We start from the raw sequence: 16,224 nt of genomic DNA, 5'->3' as shown, positions 1-16,224 counted from the left end.
GATCAGTTGGTTTTCCAACTATCAGGTGTGTGAGTACTGCAATGTCTTGATGATGATGGTGTAACCAAGTTGATGGTTAATAAAGACAATATCTCCAGTTAAGCGATCGGCTGCCTGATATCGGATGTCGGCGACAACCGTACCGTGATTATCTATTAGCTGGCGGTGTTGCTGGATTTCAACTAGTTGCCATCCTACCTGTGACAGCGGGCCCTGCCAGGCATCCAATGGCCACAAGGTGATCATCAAATTAAATAGCACTTGTTCGGGCTTGGGCAAAGTGTCACCCAACCCCGGTAGTACGCTGGCTTCAATAGCATTGTTTTCATAAGTCAGGCTGAGAATGCGCGAGCCCCACGATGAGAATCCGGCAAGTGCAACCTTGCCACTGTCGACTTGCAGCTGTACCGGCAATTGTTGCTGGTTTTGCGGTTGACTACCGTGCTTATCCGCGCTGCCCTTTGTCTCTTTTCCTGGTGATGCAGGCCATTGCGCAGTAATCAGCTGGCTGGCTGATAGCGTCTGGCCTAAATCCGCTGGTGTGGGCAAGGTAACAAAAGTATTGGGTGCAATACTGACCTGATTGGCTTGTTGCACGGGAGTCAAGCTGCAGCCTGCTATGGTGATCAAACTGGCCCCGAGTAGGGCCGCTTTCATTGACCACCACATGGTACGGTGTTGGGTAAAGCTATGACTCATGCCTGTTCCTCTTGCTGAATCGATGCGGTCGCATGTGATGCTGTTTGCGGCTGTGTGTTTTTACGGGGGCGCGATATCGACATAGAAAGTGGTGCCAATAACCAGGCCACCAAAATACCGATTAGAACAGTAATGCCAAAACTGTGGATCGCTTGGGTATCACTCAGGGCCAGTAAACCAAACGACAATAAGGTTGTTGCAGCCGATAAACTGATGGCTAACAAGGTGCTCTGTGCATGGTCGGCGTTGATCGTTTCACTCGCCGATGTATCGCTGTGACTCTGCTCCGCAAAGAATAACGTGTAATCAATGCCAATGCCCAAAATCAAAACTAAGGCGAGCAAGTTAAACAAGTTCAATGGCACGCCGGTTAACGTGGTCACGGCAATCCCTGCACAACCGGCGATCACCGGTGGCAGAATTAGCAACAGACTTTTCTTGAAACCGTAACGCCATGCCAATAATGCGCCAATTGCCAAGGTTGCTGCAATCAGCAATTCAGTGACGCGTATACGGTATTCGCCAAATAGGGCAGATACTTCATCTGCTTTGTCCAAGTAACTCAGGTTGGCATCACGAGTCGCGAACATTTTCAGCACGCCGGGTTGTGACACGCCATTCAACATTACGATCGCCGCTTGTGTGCCGTGTAGCTGTCCGAGCCACAGAAAACGTAAGTGCCTGGAGGCGGGCGAGGCCAAGAATACATCCGGTGTCAGCGGACTGAAGGTTGCTTCCCAATGGACAGGCGTGGATAGTTGTAAACGCTGACTTAATTCCGCACCTTGCTGTTGATAGAGGCCTTTTACTACTGTGAAGTTGGCGGCTTGCACATCCGCAGGCAGTAAGTATTGGCTTAAGCTTTGAAAGCCATCGAGCACACCTTGCTTGCGGTATATGTCGAGCTGTTGGCTGACGCGTTGCAACTGACTTAACAACGTCTGCTCATCGCCTGCTGTTACCAGCAATATTTGCTGGCTGCTGCTGACACCTGTAATGGTTTTGATCGTGTCTTCTTGTTGTTTCAATTGTGTCGGTAATGCTTGAAGCTGACGAATATCATCGTTGTACTGGGCGTGATACAACCCAGTTGCTGAAGCTAACACAAGCACCGTTGGAAAGGCGAAGCGCACGCCACGGTGCTGCCAGATCGTGAGCCATTGTGTCATCGGCTGACGTAATGGCAGCGCGCGCGGCTTGCTCGGTACTTTCGCTAAAATCGGGTACCAACACACCACGGTACCGTAAGCGGCAGAGAGACCGATGGCTGAAAATAGCGACAATTGCTGCAAGCCTGGAAACGGCGCAATCAACATTCCTAAATAGCCGATTAAACTGGTGATCAACCCCAGCGTGATGGCGGTAAAAATGTGCTTGAGCCCGGCACGAGCATCCCAGGATTTACCAGCGGATAATCGATCGGTCAGGTAATGGAACGCGTAGTCAATTGAGACGCCGATCAAGCTGGCACCAAACACCAAACTGAATAGATGCACTTTGCCAAAGAGGGCGATGGTAAACACAAAAGCAGCCAATAGGCCGCAACCAATCGAGAGCAGTGCCAGGGCAAGAGGCAATGGGCTGCGGTATACCGCTAGTAACAGTACAATGATGCCGACAAGAGAGCCTAGTCCGATGGTACTGATTTCACTTTTTGCACTGTCGGTCCCATATGCCGCATAGAAAATGACGCCGGTATGAAGTACTTCAACGTCGTACTGGCTTGCGAGTTGGTGCTCTAGTTCGGTCAATGCAGGCAGCTGTTTTTGTAACGTAAAACTGTAGGCGGAATCATTCAACTCGGCCGTGATCAATGCGTAGGTCTTGCCTTGATATTTCGTGGTTAAAAAGCCGTCCTTCAGGGTGAAATTGCCTGCTTGGCGGGTTAACTGCGATAAAAAGTCACGGAACAGTAGGAAAGGGTCATTGGCCAATTCAGTACCTGTGACGCCTGAGAAAGGGTTGTAGACAGCTTGAACCACCTGCTGAACCTGCTGTGCAGGCGCGTCACGTAATCGGATTTGTTGTTCAGCGGTCAGCAGCTGGTGGCGTTTCGGGAAATACAGCTCGCCCCATGCTTGCTGGGCACTTTGGCTAATAGGGCCGGTGACCTCGCTGAACATGCCTAGCGTGTTTAAGGATTGGGTAAATTGTTGAGCGGCGAGCGTCAGTGCTGGCTTACCTTTCTCCTCTTTATCATCGTACTTGTTTTGATCAGCAGATGCTGGTGCACCGATCAAGAAGATGACCTTGTTGCTCATGCTATTGGCAACATGATCAAAGGCTTCTTGAGCTATAGGGTCTTGGCGGTTTTCCGGCAGCAAAGCCAATATATTAGTTTCGATCGGCAGCTGTTCGTTGGCGGTCAGTTGGTAACCCAAGATGCCCGCCAGCATCAGCATGGTACACAGCCACATAAGGCCCAGTTTAGAATTGGAAAGCACGTTGTTCTTCTGCCGTCAGATCGGAGGGAGTGGTACGCTGATTACTGAACGTGATGGTGGTTTGGTCTCCACGCACTTCGGTCAGGATCAGGTGATCAATGAAGGTTTTACCGTCAAGAGCGATGGCTTTGAAGACGGCATTCAACGGTGCTGCTTTCGGCGTTAACAGCAGTTGCCAACGACCGTCCGATTTGTCACTCAAGGTGAGGTTAAACTGCTCGGTCAATTGGCGGGTATCGCCCTTGAAAAGTGACAGGAAGATATGGCTGAAATAGAACACCATTGGATTGTCACTGGCTGACATTACCTGTGCAGCCTGATCGCCGAACTGCTGACTCAATTTGTCTTTGGTCAGCACCAGTGATACCGGGAACGGCGTCGCTTGTTGCCATAATAATCCGTGTTGCTCAGCTAACAGAAAGTGACCTTGTGAGGTTAATGGCGCATCGAACATTTCCATCTTGCGGGTTTGCGCGAAATCGCCACGAACCAAAGGTTGTGATGACAATGTCTGTTGTAATTCCGGCAGCGTAATAGCCTGTGCGGTTGTAGTCAAACCGCCGAAGCCAAGTATGCAACATAAAGCCAAGGCAGCGTTGAATGTATTGATTAAGCGACGTTTTTTCACTGGCTTTAATGTTGACGTAGTTACTTGTTCTGTTGTGTTAGGCGTTACCTGCATGCCATGCCTCCACTTTGTCGGTGAATACTTTCGGCGAAACAAAACACATTTCTTGGTCTTCTATCCCAACGGCCACCTGCATGGTGTGGGCTTTGGTCATACGTTGCTCGGTTTTCGCATCATAAATCACGTAATCTACACGAAGTCGGTTTTCCCATTCTGTTAAGGTCGCGGAAATGCGAATCGCATGGTTGTACGGGATTGGTTTGACGTATTTCACGCGGGTATCAATGATCGGCCACATGTAGCCTGACGCCATCATGGCGTGATAACTGTAGTCGATCTTTTCCATCAAGATACGGCGTGCCTCTTCAAAGAAGCGGAAGTAGTTACCGTGATATACCACACCCATAGGATCGGCATCTTGAAACGAGGTCACCATGGTGACCTCGGTACGTAATGGTCGAGGTTGTTCGGTCATTAATCGATCCACCTTGGATAAAAATTGCGATCCTGCATCGCTTTAGGCGCCGTAAACAGGATCGACTCATGAGTTTGGATTGTAATTGAATCAGTACAGCGCCCAGTGCTGCTGTTGAATCTTCTCAACGAAGTTGCGTAGATCCCCTTCTAGCGGACGATCTTCTATCACTGGGCTAAAGTCGCTGAGTACTGCATCTGTCATGGTTCTCAATGCCGGACTGAAGTGACTGGCATCCAACTCGTTATGGCGTTTACGGATCTCTAGGGCTTGAGTGGCCGCTAATAATGAGGCTGCCGTTACTTGCTCGGTCAATTGCAATACGCGTAAGCAATCGCGTGAAGCTATGGTGCCCATACTGACTTTGTCTTGGTTATGACATTCGGTCGAGCGAGAGAACACGCTGGCAGGCATGGTATTTTTCAGCGCTTCCGCTGTCCAGGCAGATACACCAATTTGTACCGCTTTGAAGCCATGGTTAATCGGCTTACGATCACCTTCGGCGCCGGTTAAGTTAAACGGTAAACCATTATTAAACTTGTAGTCCATTAACTGGGCCATTTGGCGATCCAACAGGTCAGCAATGTTGGCCACGGCGGTTTTCAAGGTATCCATAGCCATCGCAATGTGGCCACCATAGAAGTGGCCACCGTGCAGGACACGCTCGTTATCGCCGTCGATGATTGGGTTATCGTTGGCGCTGTTAAGCTCATTTTCGATCATCTGGCGTAGCCAAGGCAGGCTATCTTGCAGTACGCCAATTACATGAGGAGCGCAACGTAACGAGTAGCGATCTTGCAGACGGTCACTGTTGCGAGGCGGACGATTGGCTTGTAGGTCAGAACGTAACCAGCTGGCAATTTGCTGCTGACCTGGGTGTGGTTTTACCGCGAATAATGCTTCGTCAAAGTGGAAGTCGTTACCGTGCATGCCGACGGATACCATCGCGGTTATACGTGTGGCCAGTTGTGCCAAGTATTCTGCTCGTTTGTAAGCAATACAAGCCAATGCTGTCATCACCGAAGTGCCGTTCATTAATGCCAGGCCTTCTTTGGGCTTGAGTTTGATTGGGGTTATCCCCAATTCTTCAAAGACCTCGGCAGTTGGGCGAATCTCGCCTTTGTAGATCACTTCACGCTCGCCAATTAAGGCCGCTGCGACGTAGGACAGTGGGGTCAAATCACCACTTGCACCGACTGAACCTTCTTGTGGAATACGCGGTGAAATGTCGTGGTTGATCAGAGTTACCAGTTGATTCAGCAAGTCATGACTGACTCCCGAGACACCTTGTGACAAGGAACATAAACGCGTTGCCAGTACAGCTCGGGCTTGCTGGTGGTCGAGGTTCTCACCCAAACCACAACCGTGAAAGCGGGTCAGGTGCAACGGCAGTTCATCGACTAGGTTTGGCGGAATCGCCACCGTACAGGAGTCGCCATAGCCGGTTGTGACGCCGTAAATCACCCCTTCTTCTTTCAACAGGCGCTCTAGGAATGCCACACCACGGTCGATTTTGGCGGAGTATTCTGGCGTGTTGTTCATGGCGGCTGGTGTGCCGTTGGAAATAGCCATTACGTCTTCGATCGTGAGGCGCTCTGCACCAAAAGTGACGGGGTGCTGGGTGTTATTTTTCATCATCTTTTCCACTTAACTGCCAGAAATTAAAGAAGTTGTACCATTGCAGAGGCGCCTTCATCGTGTAATGTTCTAGACGGCTGGCGTACTGGCTAACAACTTGGGTAAGTGCTTCTTCGCGTTGCCCTCTGGGCAGTTTGATTTGTTCACTAAAGGGTTCGAAATATACATCAAAGTGCGGCGATGTTTGTGTGTCGTCTCGTAGCCCAAACATCAAGTAAACCGGTGCTTTTAACACTGTGGCTAACATGAATGGACCTTGCGGAAAGGGGGCCGGTTTTCCGAGGAAATCTGCCCACACAACACGTTGTTCTTTGGTAACAGAGGTACGATCGCCGACAATGACAATCCATTCGCCCTGTTCGATTTTTTGTTGTAATAAAATCGCGGTATCTGGTCCTAACTCGCGGACTTGGATCAGGTTCAGGTCGGATTTCGGGTTAACGGATTTCATGACAGCATTGAAGCGTTCAGCGTGTTCGGTAAAGACCAGCGCGTTGATTTTGATATGCGTATGACGTCGACTCAGTGCACGGCAAAGCTCTAGATTTCCCAGGTGCGAGCCTAAAACGACCACCCCGCGCTGTTGCTCTACTATGTGATCAAAATGTTCAAGCCCATGAACTGTTAAATTCTCAGCTGAGAAATCGCCACGCCATGCCGCCAGCTTATCAAGCATGGTATGGCCGAATGATAGCAAATGCTTGTAGCTGGTGAGCTTAGACGGTAATACCTTATTACATTCAATGGCATAAGTTTGCAGGCGTGATAAATAGTTTTCAGAGGCGCGGCGGGCAGATTTACCTGTGAGGTAATAATAGGCCATTACACCTTTCAGGATCAGATTAAACGCACGGCGTCCCAATAGCGAATAAATAGTGAGCAAGGCTTTGATACCCATGATGGTGCCACGCTCGGCATGGGATGACCAATGTTGCTGCTGGGTAGGTTGACGCCTAAGCAGTTTCGGAATGCGCGGCAGCATGCCAAAAAAGAGCCGGGTATGCATGGTACTGATCTTGATGTTGTCCCATAGTGCATCGAAATGTGAAACGCCGCCTTCCGGGTAAATTACCTTGGTATCGATGAAACGAATGTCACAATCGTCCCAATACATGCGCACCATAATTTCGGTATCGAAATCCATACGTTTACCGAGGTTGCTACGTTCCAGTACTTTTATCGTAGGGCCGATTGGGTAGGCGCGAAAGCCACACATACTGTCTTTGATGGCAAAGGAGAGCGTCTCAATCCATACCCAGATGTGGGTCGCATAGCGGCCGTACAAACGGGATTTTGGTACGGTGTCATCGTATACCGGTTGACCGGAAATTAACGACGTCAGATGTGTTTTCGATTCGGTAATCAGTGTCGGCAAGGCATCCAAATTGTGCTGCCCATCGGCGTCAATTTGGATGGCATGACTGAAACTGCGTTTGAACGCTTCGTATAAACCTGCCGTGACCGCACCGCCTTTGCCTTGGTTTTTGGCCAGCGTTACCAGCATAACGTTTTTACGGGTAGTTTGTGCCTGCAAGATGCCTTGTGTCTCGGGTTCGCTGCCATCATCGATGATGATGATCGGGAAACCATACGGAGCTAACGCATCTAATACGTCAGGTACTGTTGTACCATGGTTATAGCATGGGATCAGGAAGCAAGGATGGAACGTACTCATACGTTAGTATCCAGTTTTATACGGCCTGAGGAATGTGTTCCTTTGGTTGAGGTATAAGCGAAATGCAGTTTCTGCTTGTCGGCAAACCATTCCAAAGTGAGCGTAATGTTACTGCCGGGTAAGATCGGCTCTTGGAATTTAATCACTTCCATCCCCGCAAAATGCGGGTAGGTATTCAGCAGTTTGTGGCCATAATATATGGCCCAATCAATTTGGGTAACACCAGGTAAAAGGGGATGTTGCGGAAAGTGTCCCTGGAAATCCAAAATGTCCGCCTCGACGTGCAGCGTCAGTTCGACCTGAGAGGCTGTGCAGTGTTGAGCTGTGATGGTTGGCTTACGTTTTGTCATTATGGTCTTCGTGTTGGTGGTGAAAGTCAGTCATTGAAGCAAGCGTGTTCGAGTTCCGAGGTTCTAGTGATTCGTATCTTTAGTCACACCACTTGTTATGTCTTACTCAGTCTGCAAACAATTGCTCTAAATCGCGCACTAAGCGTTTTCCTTGGCTGTTAAGCGGAATCTCATCAACCGTACGATAACGGCGGGGAACACCGACAGGTTCTATCCATCGACGTAACGATTGGCGTAACATCAACCAGAACTTTCCTTTGCCCATCGCAGCGATGCGTTCGTGGCCACTTGGTGTCAAGGTAATGACCGCGGCCAGGCTTAGGCGTTGGGTTTCTTCCAACGGCAAAACAGCGGCCTCCTCAATCCATGGTAATTGGCATAAACGATGTTCAACGTCGGTGAGTGAAATACGTTTTTCTTCAATTTTAACAATGCGATCAGCACGGCCTTTCAGCATGAAAGTACTTTCGCTCAAATGCTTGCATTGGTCGCTGGTTTGGTACCACTGCTCGGTATCAATAAACGGCGACAGTACGCGTAGGCAACCTTCGGCATTGAGTTTCATGGACAGTGCGGGGAAGAGTTGCCAAGGTGTGTTTTCGATGATTTGTTGACGATAACCGATGCCCCCTGTTTCAGTGCTACCAAATACTTCAAACGGGAGTTGCTCAAATAAAAGATGGCTTTGTTGAGCTGCAGCCAGTGATAACGGACCTCCTGACGAAAAGATGGCACGGTAAGGTTGTGTTGGTGATTCTTCAGCCAAGCGCTTCAATAAAGCCGGGCTGCTGATTAAAACCGTGTCCATATTGGCATGAGTCATTACTTGTTCCGGGTAAACCAAATCGTGACGCTCGAATGCACGGCCAGCACACAGTGGCCACAGAATTCGGAACAGTAAGCCATAGATATGTTGGTGTGACACGGTGCTGGCAATGGTTGCGTTGCTTAGCTGTTCTCCCCAGATTGCTTGTAACTGGGCTAATTCGGCATCCAAAAGCGCAAGCGTTTTCTCAATGGCTTTCGGGGTACCATTTGAGCCTGATGTAAACAAGGTCAGTGGTACATCTGACAAGGTAAGTGGCGTAAAGCTATCCAAATTTTTCGTTGATTGAATGGTATTCGCATGCTCAGTAACCGTCCGCTGCCCCAGCCCAGATGCCAAACAGTCTGCCATGGCATCATCGGCTATATTGACAATATCATCGTGCAAGATGGCATCATAATGTGGTGCCAATTCCGCAAGGGCTGCAGGTTGGTGGTTACCGGGTAAGATCAGGTGACGGCCTGCGTGAGCGGCGGCCAAAAACGCAACGGCGAAGAAGTAGCTGTCCTCAAAGCACAGAGCCCACCGCTGGTGTTCACTGTGTTGCAATGCCTGAGTGAGTACACTGACATCAGTACGAAATTGTGCCCAATCTAACGTTTCTGTAGCAGAAATAGCAACAACATGCGTGTCTGCGTGTGGTTGACTCATTAAGGCTGCGATAGACGGGATGTTCATTCTTACTGCTTCCATTACGTATTAATTTTCTTGTTGATGACGAACATGGCGACGCACTATCCATTCACCGGCAAATAGACTGCCAGCCAACAGATAGCTCACTAAGCCGTTATATAAGGTCCACGTAGCGAGTGGCATAAAGCATGTTGCTAATGCGATACCGCCGTTGATTACAAAAAATCCACACCAGACTTTGGTGACCATACGGGTATAACGTATGCCACTGTTTGGAAGATCTGGTTCTTGCAATCGCGCCAAGCGCTCAATCAAGGTTTGTTTTTGCAACAGGCTGGCGCTGAACAACCCAAGCATCAGGGCATTGACGATCACCGGATAAAAGGTGAACCACCCTTCTTGTTTGAACACGCTGCCAAGTAAGGCTAGCGTGATCCCTGCGCCACCGCTTAACCACGCGATGTATTTCAATTCCCGTAATCGAGTTTGGCTTCCGGCGACAATACGCAGTAAAAACAATACCGCTAGCACACCTGCTACAAAGCCTAATCCCCCACGACTAAGCCCGTAGTACACCGCTAGCGGATATGCCAATAACGCTATCGCTGACAACGCGGTCAGCCAGCGCATTAGTTTGCCTTCAATAGTTCAACTACGGCATCGACGACATCATCGACGGTACGAACTGTTTTGAACTCTTCGGGTTTGATTTTTTTATTGGTCAGGTTTTGCAGGTGCACAACCAAATCCACGGCATCAATGCTGTCAAGATCTAGCTCCTGATAGAGTTGCGCTTCAGGTTTAATGTCATCTGCATCAATTTCAAATAATTCCACCAAGGCATCACGGACTTGGTCAAATACTTCACTACGGTTTACTTCTGTCATAATGGTTACGCTTTCGATGGTTATCACCCTGCTGGATCAGTCCGCAGGACATAAGTGATATTATGCTTTGTTCTGTGAGATATAACTTGCGAGATTCGCAACTGACGCAAAATGCTCTCGGGTCTTGGTGTCATCGGCATCGATCACAATGTTGTAGCTTTTTTTTATGGCTAAGCCGAGCTCTAGCGCATCAATCGAATCTAAGCCAAGGCCGTCGCCGAACAGTGGTGCATCGGTGTCGATATCATCGACAGTGATGTCTTCAAGGTTAAGCGATTCTATGATTAGCGCTTTAAGTTCTGTGTGTAATTGTTCCACTGTGACCTACTTATTTATCTAAGATGTTGTTTTATAAAACTACCATGTGTTTGGCGAATGTAATATGCGCCTGATAACGGTCCGTTTCTGTCTTGACGGACCGAGATTCGTTATTTTATCGCCTTTTTTTCATCTATGGATGGGAATAACACGTCGGTAAGATGACGGTTGAGATGACGAGCGGCCGATGTCGGTGAATCGGCATGTTGCAGAAAGGGCTCAATTGCTATCTTACTTTTGATTGCGACACGAAAAAAGGGCTTGGTGTCGGGTACTTGGTACCACTTCTTCTCTTTAGTTAAAAAGCTGGGTTCCACTGTGATGTGGATTAACCGCAAATCTGTTTCCGTACGCACCGCAATTTGTGCCGCGCCTCGTTGAAGCTTAGAGGGTTTCCCCGGTGATGTGCGTGTCCCCTCAGGAAAAACCAACAATACATTACCGTCTTGTAAGCGCTCGCTGCAATCATCGAGCAAATTTTCCGGGTCGCGGTTTGGAATGTAGCCAGCCGCTTTGACGATACCTTTCATGAACGGATTATGCCAAATGGCTGCTTTTACCAAGCAATCACATTGCGGTAGACGTGAAGCAATAAGGACATAGTCGATCAAGCTGGGGTGATTGGCGATTACAAGACAGTTGCGATCTTGCTGCAGGCTTTCAACACCTTCAAAACTGTAATCAATGGCGCCAAAAAACCGCATGGTGTGAGAGAAAAAGGCGAATGATCGCTGAATGATTGACTGCACTCGCATTTCACGCTGGTGCTGATTTTTTGCCGATAGCGTCATGACAGGAAAGACAATGAACGTCAGACAAAGCGCTCCTAATCCAAAAATGGAAAAGCAGAAGCCCGTGGCGAGCACCCGCCAGAGCTTATTAATACGTTGTGTAAGGGGCAGTGTCTTTCTCGCCATTTATTTACGTTTCCAGTGCCAACGCGCCCGAGCGCTATCGATAGTCCAAGAGCTGTCGTTCTTCACCCAATGGGCAAGCACATCTAACGATTGAGGAAAAGCTTGTTTGCTGGCTTCAATCAAAGCGCGGTCAGTGTTTGAGGTGCCATGAGAAGATAACTGAGGCTCCCATGCCAACTCTATGTCATTACCACCTGTCAGTAACATGCCAAAGGCATAACCTTGATAATTAGGGGCATCAAAACGTTGGTATGGCGCAGGTAATGGTTCATCAAAATCGACTAATAACACCGTGTGAGAGGGATGCTCGACTAAATACGCTGCGACTTCGATGAGTGCTGCGTGCAGGGTGTTCTCGCAGGCCCCTAATGAGGCTACCGGAATCGCCTGTTTGGTGGCGATGGTATAAAGTCCAGATGCCGTATTGTGTACGGATTGAGAGAATGCGGTTGGGGATGCATCTTCACCGGTTAGGATATCGTGCATCAATTTAACGGTGCGGGTCAGTTCACCGTGGCGGCTAGCAAAGACGATGTAATCAACCTGGGTGTCGTGTGTATCAACCAACGACATCGCTGCCTGCATAGCAATCTTGCTGAGCGAGCTCATGCGGCGACGCATCATGGCAGGGATAAGTGTGGCAGGGACGGCGTCACAGTGTTCAGGCCACTGTTTGTCGTTTGACCAAGTTGTCCATGCCGATGAATCGGTAAGTCCAGGTGAAAGCGCCAGCCAATTAATTACATTGAAATGTACACTGTTCATTGGCGGTATTGTATACTCGATATTTTGTTAGTTCTATCACTAAAACAAATAAAGTAGTCATTAGATAATTAACGAGGTAATGAATGCAAGTATTTTTGTGCTACCGTACCGTCGTAACGAGATCATTATCTCCCCCTCTTTGATTATATAAAGGAGTGACAATGAAAATCCTTAAGGGTCTTGCTATTGCAGCTATGTTAGTAACACTAGCTGGTTGTGGCCGTATTCAGCCTCTACGAAATGTAGAGAATACCCCAGTTGCGTATAACCTTCAAATTACCCAGGTAAAACAGGCTATTATGGAAGCTGGAATGCGTCGGAACTGGGTCATGATGGAAACAAAACCGGGCGTTATTCGCGCTGAATATACTGCTCGGACACATATTGCCATCGTGGATATTGTCTACAGTGACAAAACCTATTCTATTGATTATGTTAGCTCAGAAAACCTTATGTACGAAGATGGAAAAATACATCGTAACTACAATCGCTGGGTGAACAATTTAGATGTCGATATTAAGAAAGAACTGGCGATGGTTGCGCAGTGATTTTTCCTATCTTGTGTCGAGATATTACATTTTTATTAGCTAAATTGGACTTTCTGTGACTTCATACCAAAACGATCCGTTTAATGCTTTAGAAGCCAAAACGGAAGCACAAAAAATGGCCTTTGCACCAATTGTGTTCCACACCGCCAGAACATTACGTGATTTAGGGATTCTGACTGTACTGGATCAGGCAGGCAAAGCTGGCTTGTCTGCGGAAGATATTGCGACACAAACCGAAGTTAGTGAGTATGGTGTCAAGGTGCTATTGGATATGGCACTGAGTGCAAACATTGTGACCTGGTCACAACCCAATTATGTGTTGGCCAATTTAGGGCATTTCTTAGTTAATGATGGTATGACCCGAGCCAATATGGATTTTACCGCAGATGTTTGTTATGCAGCGATGATGCATCTAACCGAAGCGATTGAAGAAGGGACACCTGCTGGCCTCAAAGAGCTTGGCGAGTGGACGACCATCTACGAAGGGTTATCTCAGCTACCTGAGAAAGCGAAAACCAGCTGGTTTAATTTCGATCATTTCTATTCTGACCGTTCTTTCCCGATATTGCTTGAGCGCGTGTTTGCCTCTAAACCTAAGCGTTTGTTCGATATCGGCGGTAACACTGGGAAGTGGGCATTGCAGTGCTGTCAGCATGATGATGATGTTGAGGTCACTATTATTGACTTGCCTCAGCAAATTGCGATGGCGATGGAAAATGCACAAGCTCAAGGGGTTGCAGATCGGATTCATGGTTACCCTACCAACATGTTGGATAAGACGCAGGCATTACCCCAAGGGGCGGATGTGTGGTGGATGAGCCAATTCTTAGATTGCTTTTCACCAATGGAAATTCTCAGTATTTTACGTCGGGTTAGAGCGGCGATGTCTGAGGATGCGATTGTGTATATCTTGGAATTGTTTTGGGACGCACAGCGTTATGATGCTGCTGCGTACAGCCTGAACGCGACCTCGTTATACTTCACGTGCTTGGCGAATGGCAATAGTCGTTTCTATCGCAGTGAAGACTTCCTCGAAATCGTGTCGGAAGCGGGTTTCATTGTGGAAAGCCGTACTGATGATATCGGGCTAGGACATACGTTGTTGGCCTTAAAAGCAAGCTAATCGTACTATCTCCATTCTTTTTAACCTAATGCGAGCACAATTACTTGCTCGCATTAGCCAGCTGTAAATCATGGCTATTGGAATCTGTGGTATTGCTCGGCATGTCGCGATCATTTGCTGATCGTGCTAGCCACTCGACAATACGTCGCTGGTTATCTGGAAAATCGTTGGTCATAGCACGCGCATGCGAACAGTTGCTAAAGCGCCAGAAATGTTTCTTACCTGACAATTGGCTGTATATTGCTTCGCCCGAAGCAATTGGCACAATACGATCACCCTCACAATGAATTACCAGACTGTCAGTATCCGGTAATGCATCAACACGTTCTTTTGCTGCATAATCGTCTCGCATCACGATATGGGCTAGCCAAGAATACCAATCGCCAAGAAATCCTTTATTAAGTATGTACTCGGCCTCATTGATGTAACTGGTGAAGGATGAGTCGATGACCATGCCATCAATTGTTGTCGGATAATCGGCTTGAGCACGCATGAAAATGTTGCCTCCAGTCGAGGTGGCGATTACAAACAATGGCAATTGGGAGTCGCTGCGTAATATAGCCAAGTATTGAAGTACCGTGATGGCATCGTAATAGGCGGCTTCATCACTGACCTTACCGGTAGAGTGACCGAATCCAGAGTAGTCGAATACCATCACATCGTAACCATGTTCTGAAAGCCAGTTAACTTTTTCTTGAGTGGCTTCCATGTGCCCACTGTTGCCATGGAAGTGGGCAACAATGCCTTTCGCTGGAGTTGCTGTACTTGAAGGGATCCACAGGTAGGCAATGGTGTTTCCTGATAGGGATGATAACCATTGTATATCTGGGTTTAACGATGCAGCTTGGGATGGCGAGAAAAATGCTTTATTTGCACAGCCCTGCAGATACAGAAACAGTACAGATAATAATAGGTGCTTCATTATTATTTCCCTCTCTTTTACTGATCTTACGGCAGAGGAAATGAATTCGATCTCAATAAAATGAGAAAATCAGTCAATTTTTGTGTGGCACGGCTGTGAAGGCATGTGTAAAGGCGGCGCGGCATTTCGACGTAACGGCGCGTACACTTGCTTTAATTTCACCGAAAAATTCACTGCAGGGGCAGGCACCACGTTCTAGGAACAGCGTTCACAGTTTGATAAAGTTCTGGCTGATGAAGCGGCAACGCAAGGTGTCGAAATCACATATCAGCACTTTAGCCGTGGTTGACGCGGACCTGCAGACATATCAAATCGAAGCCGATTTTGTGCTTGATACGACCGTGCCAGCCAAGGCTGAATATCCGAACCCTGTAGGTGAGATTGGGGGGTATTCTGCCAATGTCACCACATTGTGCAGCAATAAATTTGCCTTGCTGGGTAATGTGGGTGAATTTTGGATCCTGTCTTCTCATCAGGGTGACTATTGCGATGAAATCATCAGAGTTGGCCACGGATCTGCTGATCAAGCACTTCAACGGAGAAATTGTCGATTGGCAACGTGATTATGCATGGGATACAACCAACCCGTTTATAGCCCAACCACAGCGCCGCTTGCGTATGATTGCAGAGATCTGCTGCGAGGCCTAGCGGTGTTTTTCTCATGTACCTACTTTGGCGAACACCGCCCTAGATGGTATCCTGCCTGCCCAGTTTTAATGTTGTGCCGGAAAAGTAATGAATTTTAATCGTATTGTCTGCTTTGACCTCGAAATGTGTTGTTGGAATGATGGGCGGGAGTCGAGGACCGGAGAGATTATCGAGATTGGCGTAGCCGAGCTGGATTTGGTAACTGGTGAGATTGTTCGTCGAGCGCAGCATTATGTGACACCGGAGCATGATGACGTTTCTCTGTTCTGTACCGAGCTGACAGGTATCAAGCCGGAGGTCATTGCTAAAAATGGCAAGCCATTGGCAACGATTCTAAAATCGATTGAACAGAAGTTTGGCGGTCGACATAAAATTTATGCCGCCTGGGGACGTGACGATCTGATTTTGCGCGCTGAGTGCAAAGAGAAAGGGCTCAAGGTTCCGTTTAACGAGTATTTAAATTTGGCGACACTGTTTCGCTTGCAACGTCATGTAAACAATAAGCGCTGCGGTCAACGTGCGGCAATGGAGATGGCAGGTGTCGAGTGGGAAGGTCGCCAGCATTCAGGCTACGTTGATGCCTATAACCTTGCCCGTCTCGCCAAAAAATTATTCATCCCGCCGAATGAATAATCCTTAATTTTATTAATGAAGCCGCACTATGCGGCTTTTTTCTTGCCTTTTATACCTGAATTTTATTGATAGCGACCTGTTTAATATGAGCTTAT

At 48.1% G+C, this 16,224-nt stretch carries 17 protein-coding genes and 1 pseudogene; 4 read left to right on the top strand and 14 right to left on the bottom strand.

The genetic code is table 11. From position 1 onward, the window contains the following. Positions 1-21: 21 nt before the first annotated feature. From EDI28_RS06880 to EDI28_RS06820, 13 genes are all read right to left on the bottom strand, one after another. Positions 22-657, bottom strand: coding sequence for a DUF3261 domain-containing protein (locus tag EDI28_RS06880; RefSeq protein ID WP_128783529.1), 636 nt, complete (start codon positions 655-657; stop codon positions 22-24). A 38-nt stretch (positions 658-695) separates the two neighbouring features. Then, entirely contained in the window at positions 696-3,143 is a 2,448-nt protein-coding gene (locus tag EDI28_RS06875) for an MMPL family transporter (RefSeq protein WP_128783117.1), read from the bottom strand. Further along, positions 3,127-3,825: a LolA family protein gene (locus EDI28_RS06870; protein WP_128783116.1), complete on the bottom strand. Its 699-nt coding sequence runs from the start codon at positions 3,823-3,825 to the stop codon at positions 3,127-3,129. The genes EDI28_RS06875 and EDI28_RS06870 overlap by 17 nt, the downstream gene beginning before the upstream one ends. Then, the gene (locus EDI28_RS06865) at positions 3,809-4,246 is read right to left on the bottom strand and encodes an acyl-CoA thioesterase (RefSeq protein WP_128783115.1); all 438 of its coding nucleotides are present in this window, start codon (positions 4,244-4,246) and stop codon (positions 3,809-3,811) included. Before EDI28_RS06865 ends, EDI28_RS06870 begins: the two co-directional genes overlap by 17 nt. A gap of 90 nt (positions 4,247-4,336) precedes the next feature. Then, positions 4,337-5,881, bottom strand: coding sequence for an HAL/PAL/TAL family ammonia-lyase (locus EDI28_RS06860; protein ID WP_128783528.1), 1,545 nt, complete (start codon positions 5,879-5,881; stop codon positions 4,337-4,339). Beyond that, positions 5,871-7,559 carry a glycosyltransferase family 2 protein gene (locus tag EDI28_RS06855; protein WP_128783114.1) on the bottom strand — a complete coding sequence of 563 codons (1,689 nt, stop codon included), beginning with the start codon at positions 7,557-7,559 and terminating at the stop codon, positions 5,871-5,873. Before EDI28_RS06855 ends, EDI28_RS06860 begins: the two co-directional genes overlap by 11 nt. Beyond that, on the bottom strand, positions 7,556-7,909 hold the full coding sequence (locus EDI28_RS06850) for an ApeI family dehydratase (protein ID WP_128783113.1): 354 nt from the start codon (positions 7,907-7,909) through the stop codon (positions 7,556-7,558). Before EDI28_RS06850 ends, EDI28_RS06855 begins: the two co-directional genes overlap by 4 nt. A gap of 106 nt (positions 7,910-8,015) precedes the next feature. Then, positions 8,016-9,428: an AMP-binding protein gene (locus EDI28_RS06845; RefSeq protein WP_128783112.1), complete on the bottom strand. Its 1,413-nt coding sequence runs from the start codon at positions 9,426-9,428 to the stop codon at positions 8,016-8,018. 6 nt (positions 9,429-9,434) lie between these two features. Then, complete coding sequence (locus tag EDI28_RS06840; RefSeq protein ID WP_128783111.1) at positions 9,435-9,998, bottom strand: COG4648 family protein; 564 nt, start codon at positions 9,996-9,998, stop codon at positions 9,435-9,437. Then, the gene (locus tag EDI28_RS06835) at positions 9,998-10,255 is read right to left on the bottom strand and encodes an acyl carrier protein (RefSeq protein WP_128783110.1); all 258 of its coding nucleotides are present in this window, start codon (positions 10,253-10,255) and stop codon (positions 9,998-10,000) included. Before EDI28_RS06835 ends, EDI28_RS06840 begins: the two co-directional genes overlap by 1 nt. Positions 10,256-10,315: 60 nt before the next feature. Beyond that, positions 10,316-10,573 (bottom strand): phosphopantetheine-binding protein, encoded by a 258-nt coding sequence (locus EDI28_RS06830; RefSeq protein ID WP_128783109.1) that lies wholly within the window; start codon positions 10,571-10,573, stop codon positions 10,316-10,318. A 110-nt stretch (positions 10,574-10,683) separates the two neighbouring features. Beyond that, a complete protein-coding gene (locus EDI28_RS06825) occupies positions 10,684-11,490 on the bottom strand; it encodes a lysophospholipid acyltransferase family protein (RefSeq protein ID WP_128783108.1) in 807 nt (268 codons plus the stop codon). After that, a complete protein-coding gene (locus EDI28_RS06820; RefSeq protein ID WP_128783107.1) occupies positions 11,491-12,255 on the bottom strand; it encodes a beta-ketoacyl synthase chain length factor in 765 nt (254 codons plus the stop codon). A gap of 161 nt (positions 12,256-12,416) precedes the next feature. Between EDI28_RS06820 and EDI28_RS06815 the strand changes: the two genes are divergently transcribed. Both EDI28_RS06815 and EDI28_RS06810 read left to right on the top strand, forming a co-directional pair. Then, complete coding sequence (locus tag EDI28_RS06815; RefSeq protein WP_128783106.1) at positions 12,417-12,803, top strand: LptM family lipoprotein; 387 nt, start codon at positions 12,417-12,419, stop codon at positions 12,801-12,803. Positions 12,804-12,918: 115 nt separating this feature from the next. Next, the gene (locus tag EDI28_RS06810) at positions 12,919-13,926 is read left to right on the top strand and encodes a methyltransferase (RefSeq protein ID WP_500048342.1); all 1,008 of its coding nucleotides are present in this window, start codon (positions 12,919-12,921) and stop codon (positions 13,924-13,926) included. A gap of 40 nt (positions 13,927-13,966) precedes the next feature. On the opposite strand, the gene EDI28_RS06805 is transcribed toward EDI28_RS06810, so the two are convergent. Next, positions 13,967-14,848, bottom strand: coding sequence for an alpha/beta hydrolase (locus tag EDI28_RS06805; protein ID WP_128783104.1), 882 nt, complete (start codon positions 14,846-14,848; stop codon positions 13,967-13,969). 109 nt (positions 14,849-14,957) lie between these two features. Between EDI28_RS06805 and EDI28_RS06800 the strand changes: the two are divergent. After that, positions 14,958-15,496: pseudogene (locus tag EDI28_RS06800) on the top strand (NAD(P)/FAD-dependent oxidoreductase); the annotation flags it as partial. Positions 15,497-15,583: 87 nt separating this feature from the next. Further along, positions 15,584-16,129 (top strand): 3'-5' exonuclease, encoded by a 546-nt coding sequence (locus EDI28_RS06795; RefSeq protein ID WP_128783103.1) that lies wholly within the window; start codon positions 15,584-15,586, stop codon positions 16,127-16,129. Positions 16,130-16,224: the final 95 nt, after the last annotated feature.

Source organism: Photobacterium chitinilyticum (assembly GCF_004104355.1).
GTDB classification, from domain to species: Bacteria; Pseudomonadota; Gammaproteobacteria; order Enterobacterales; family Vibrionaceae; genus Photobacterium; species Photobacterium chitinilyticum.
The sequence above is the reverse complement of the archived record's forward strand: the minus strand, read 5'-3'. Positions and strand labels throughout refer to the sequence as shown.

Bases quoted from the DNA above. Each gene is read 5' to 3' on its own strand.
- EDI28_RS06880 (WP_128783529.1), bottom strand. From the start codon at position 657: ATGAAAGCGGCCCTACTCGGGGCCAGTTTGATCACCATAGCAGGCTGC.
- EDI28_RS06870 (WP_128783116.1), bottom strand. From the start codon at position 3,825: ATGCAGGTAACGCCTAACACAACAGAACAAGTAACTACGTCAACATTA.
- EDI28_RS06865 (WP_128783115.1), bottom strand. From the start codon at position 4,246: ATGACCGAACAACCTCGACCATTACGTACCGAGGTCACCATGGTGACC.
- EDI28_RS06860 (WP_128783528.1), bottom strand. From the start codon at position 5,881: ATGAAAAATAACACCCAGCACCCCGTCACTTTTGGTGCAGAGCGCCTC.
- EDI28_RS06855 (WP_128783114.1), bottom strand. From the start codon at position 7,559: ATGAGTACGTTCCATCCTTGCTTCCTGATCCCATGCTATAACCATGGT.
- EDI28_RS06850 (WP_128783113.1), bottom strand. From the start codon at position 7,909: ATGACAAAACGTAAGCCAACCATCACAGCTCAACACTGCACAGCCTCT.
- EDI28_RS06845 (WP_128783112.1), bottom strand. From the start codon at position 9,428: ATGGAAGCAGTAAGAATGAACATCCCGTCTATCGCAGCCTTAATGAGT.
- EDI28_RS06840 (WP_128783111.1), bottom strand. From the start codon at position 9,998: ATGCGCTGGCTGACCGCGTTGTCAGCGATAGCGTTATTGGCATATCCG.
- EDI28_RS06835 (WP_128783110.1), bottom strand. From the start codon at position 10,255: ATGACAGAAGTAAACCGTAGTGAAGTATTTGACCAAGTCCGTGATGCC.
- EDI28_RS06825 (WP_128783108.1), bottom strand. From the start codon at position 11,490: ATGGCGAGAAAGACACTGCCCCTTACACAACGTATTAATAAGCTCTGG.
- EDI28_RS06820 (WP_128783107.1), bottom strand. From the start codon at position 12,255: ATGAACAGTGTACATTTCAATGTAATTAATTGGCTGGCGCTTTCACCT.
- EDI28_RS06815 (WP_128783106.1), top strand. From the start codon at position 12,417: ATGAAAATCCTTAAGGGTCTTGCTATTGCAGCTATGTTAGTAACACTA.
- EDI28_RS06810 (WP_500048342.1), top strand. From the start codon at position 12,919: ATGGCCTTTGCACCAATTGTGTTCCACACCGCCAGAACATTACGTGAT.
- EDI28_RS06805 (WP_128783104.1), bottom strand. From the start codon at position 14,848: ATGAAGCACCTATTATTATCTGTACTGTTTCTGTATCTGCAGGGCTGT.
- EDI28_RS06795 (WP_128783103.1), top strand. From the start codon at position 15,584: ATGAATTTTAATCGTATTGTCTGCTTTGACCTCGAAATGTGTTGTTGG.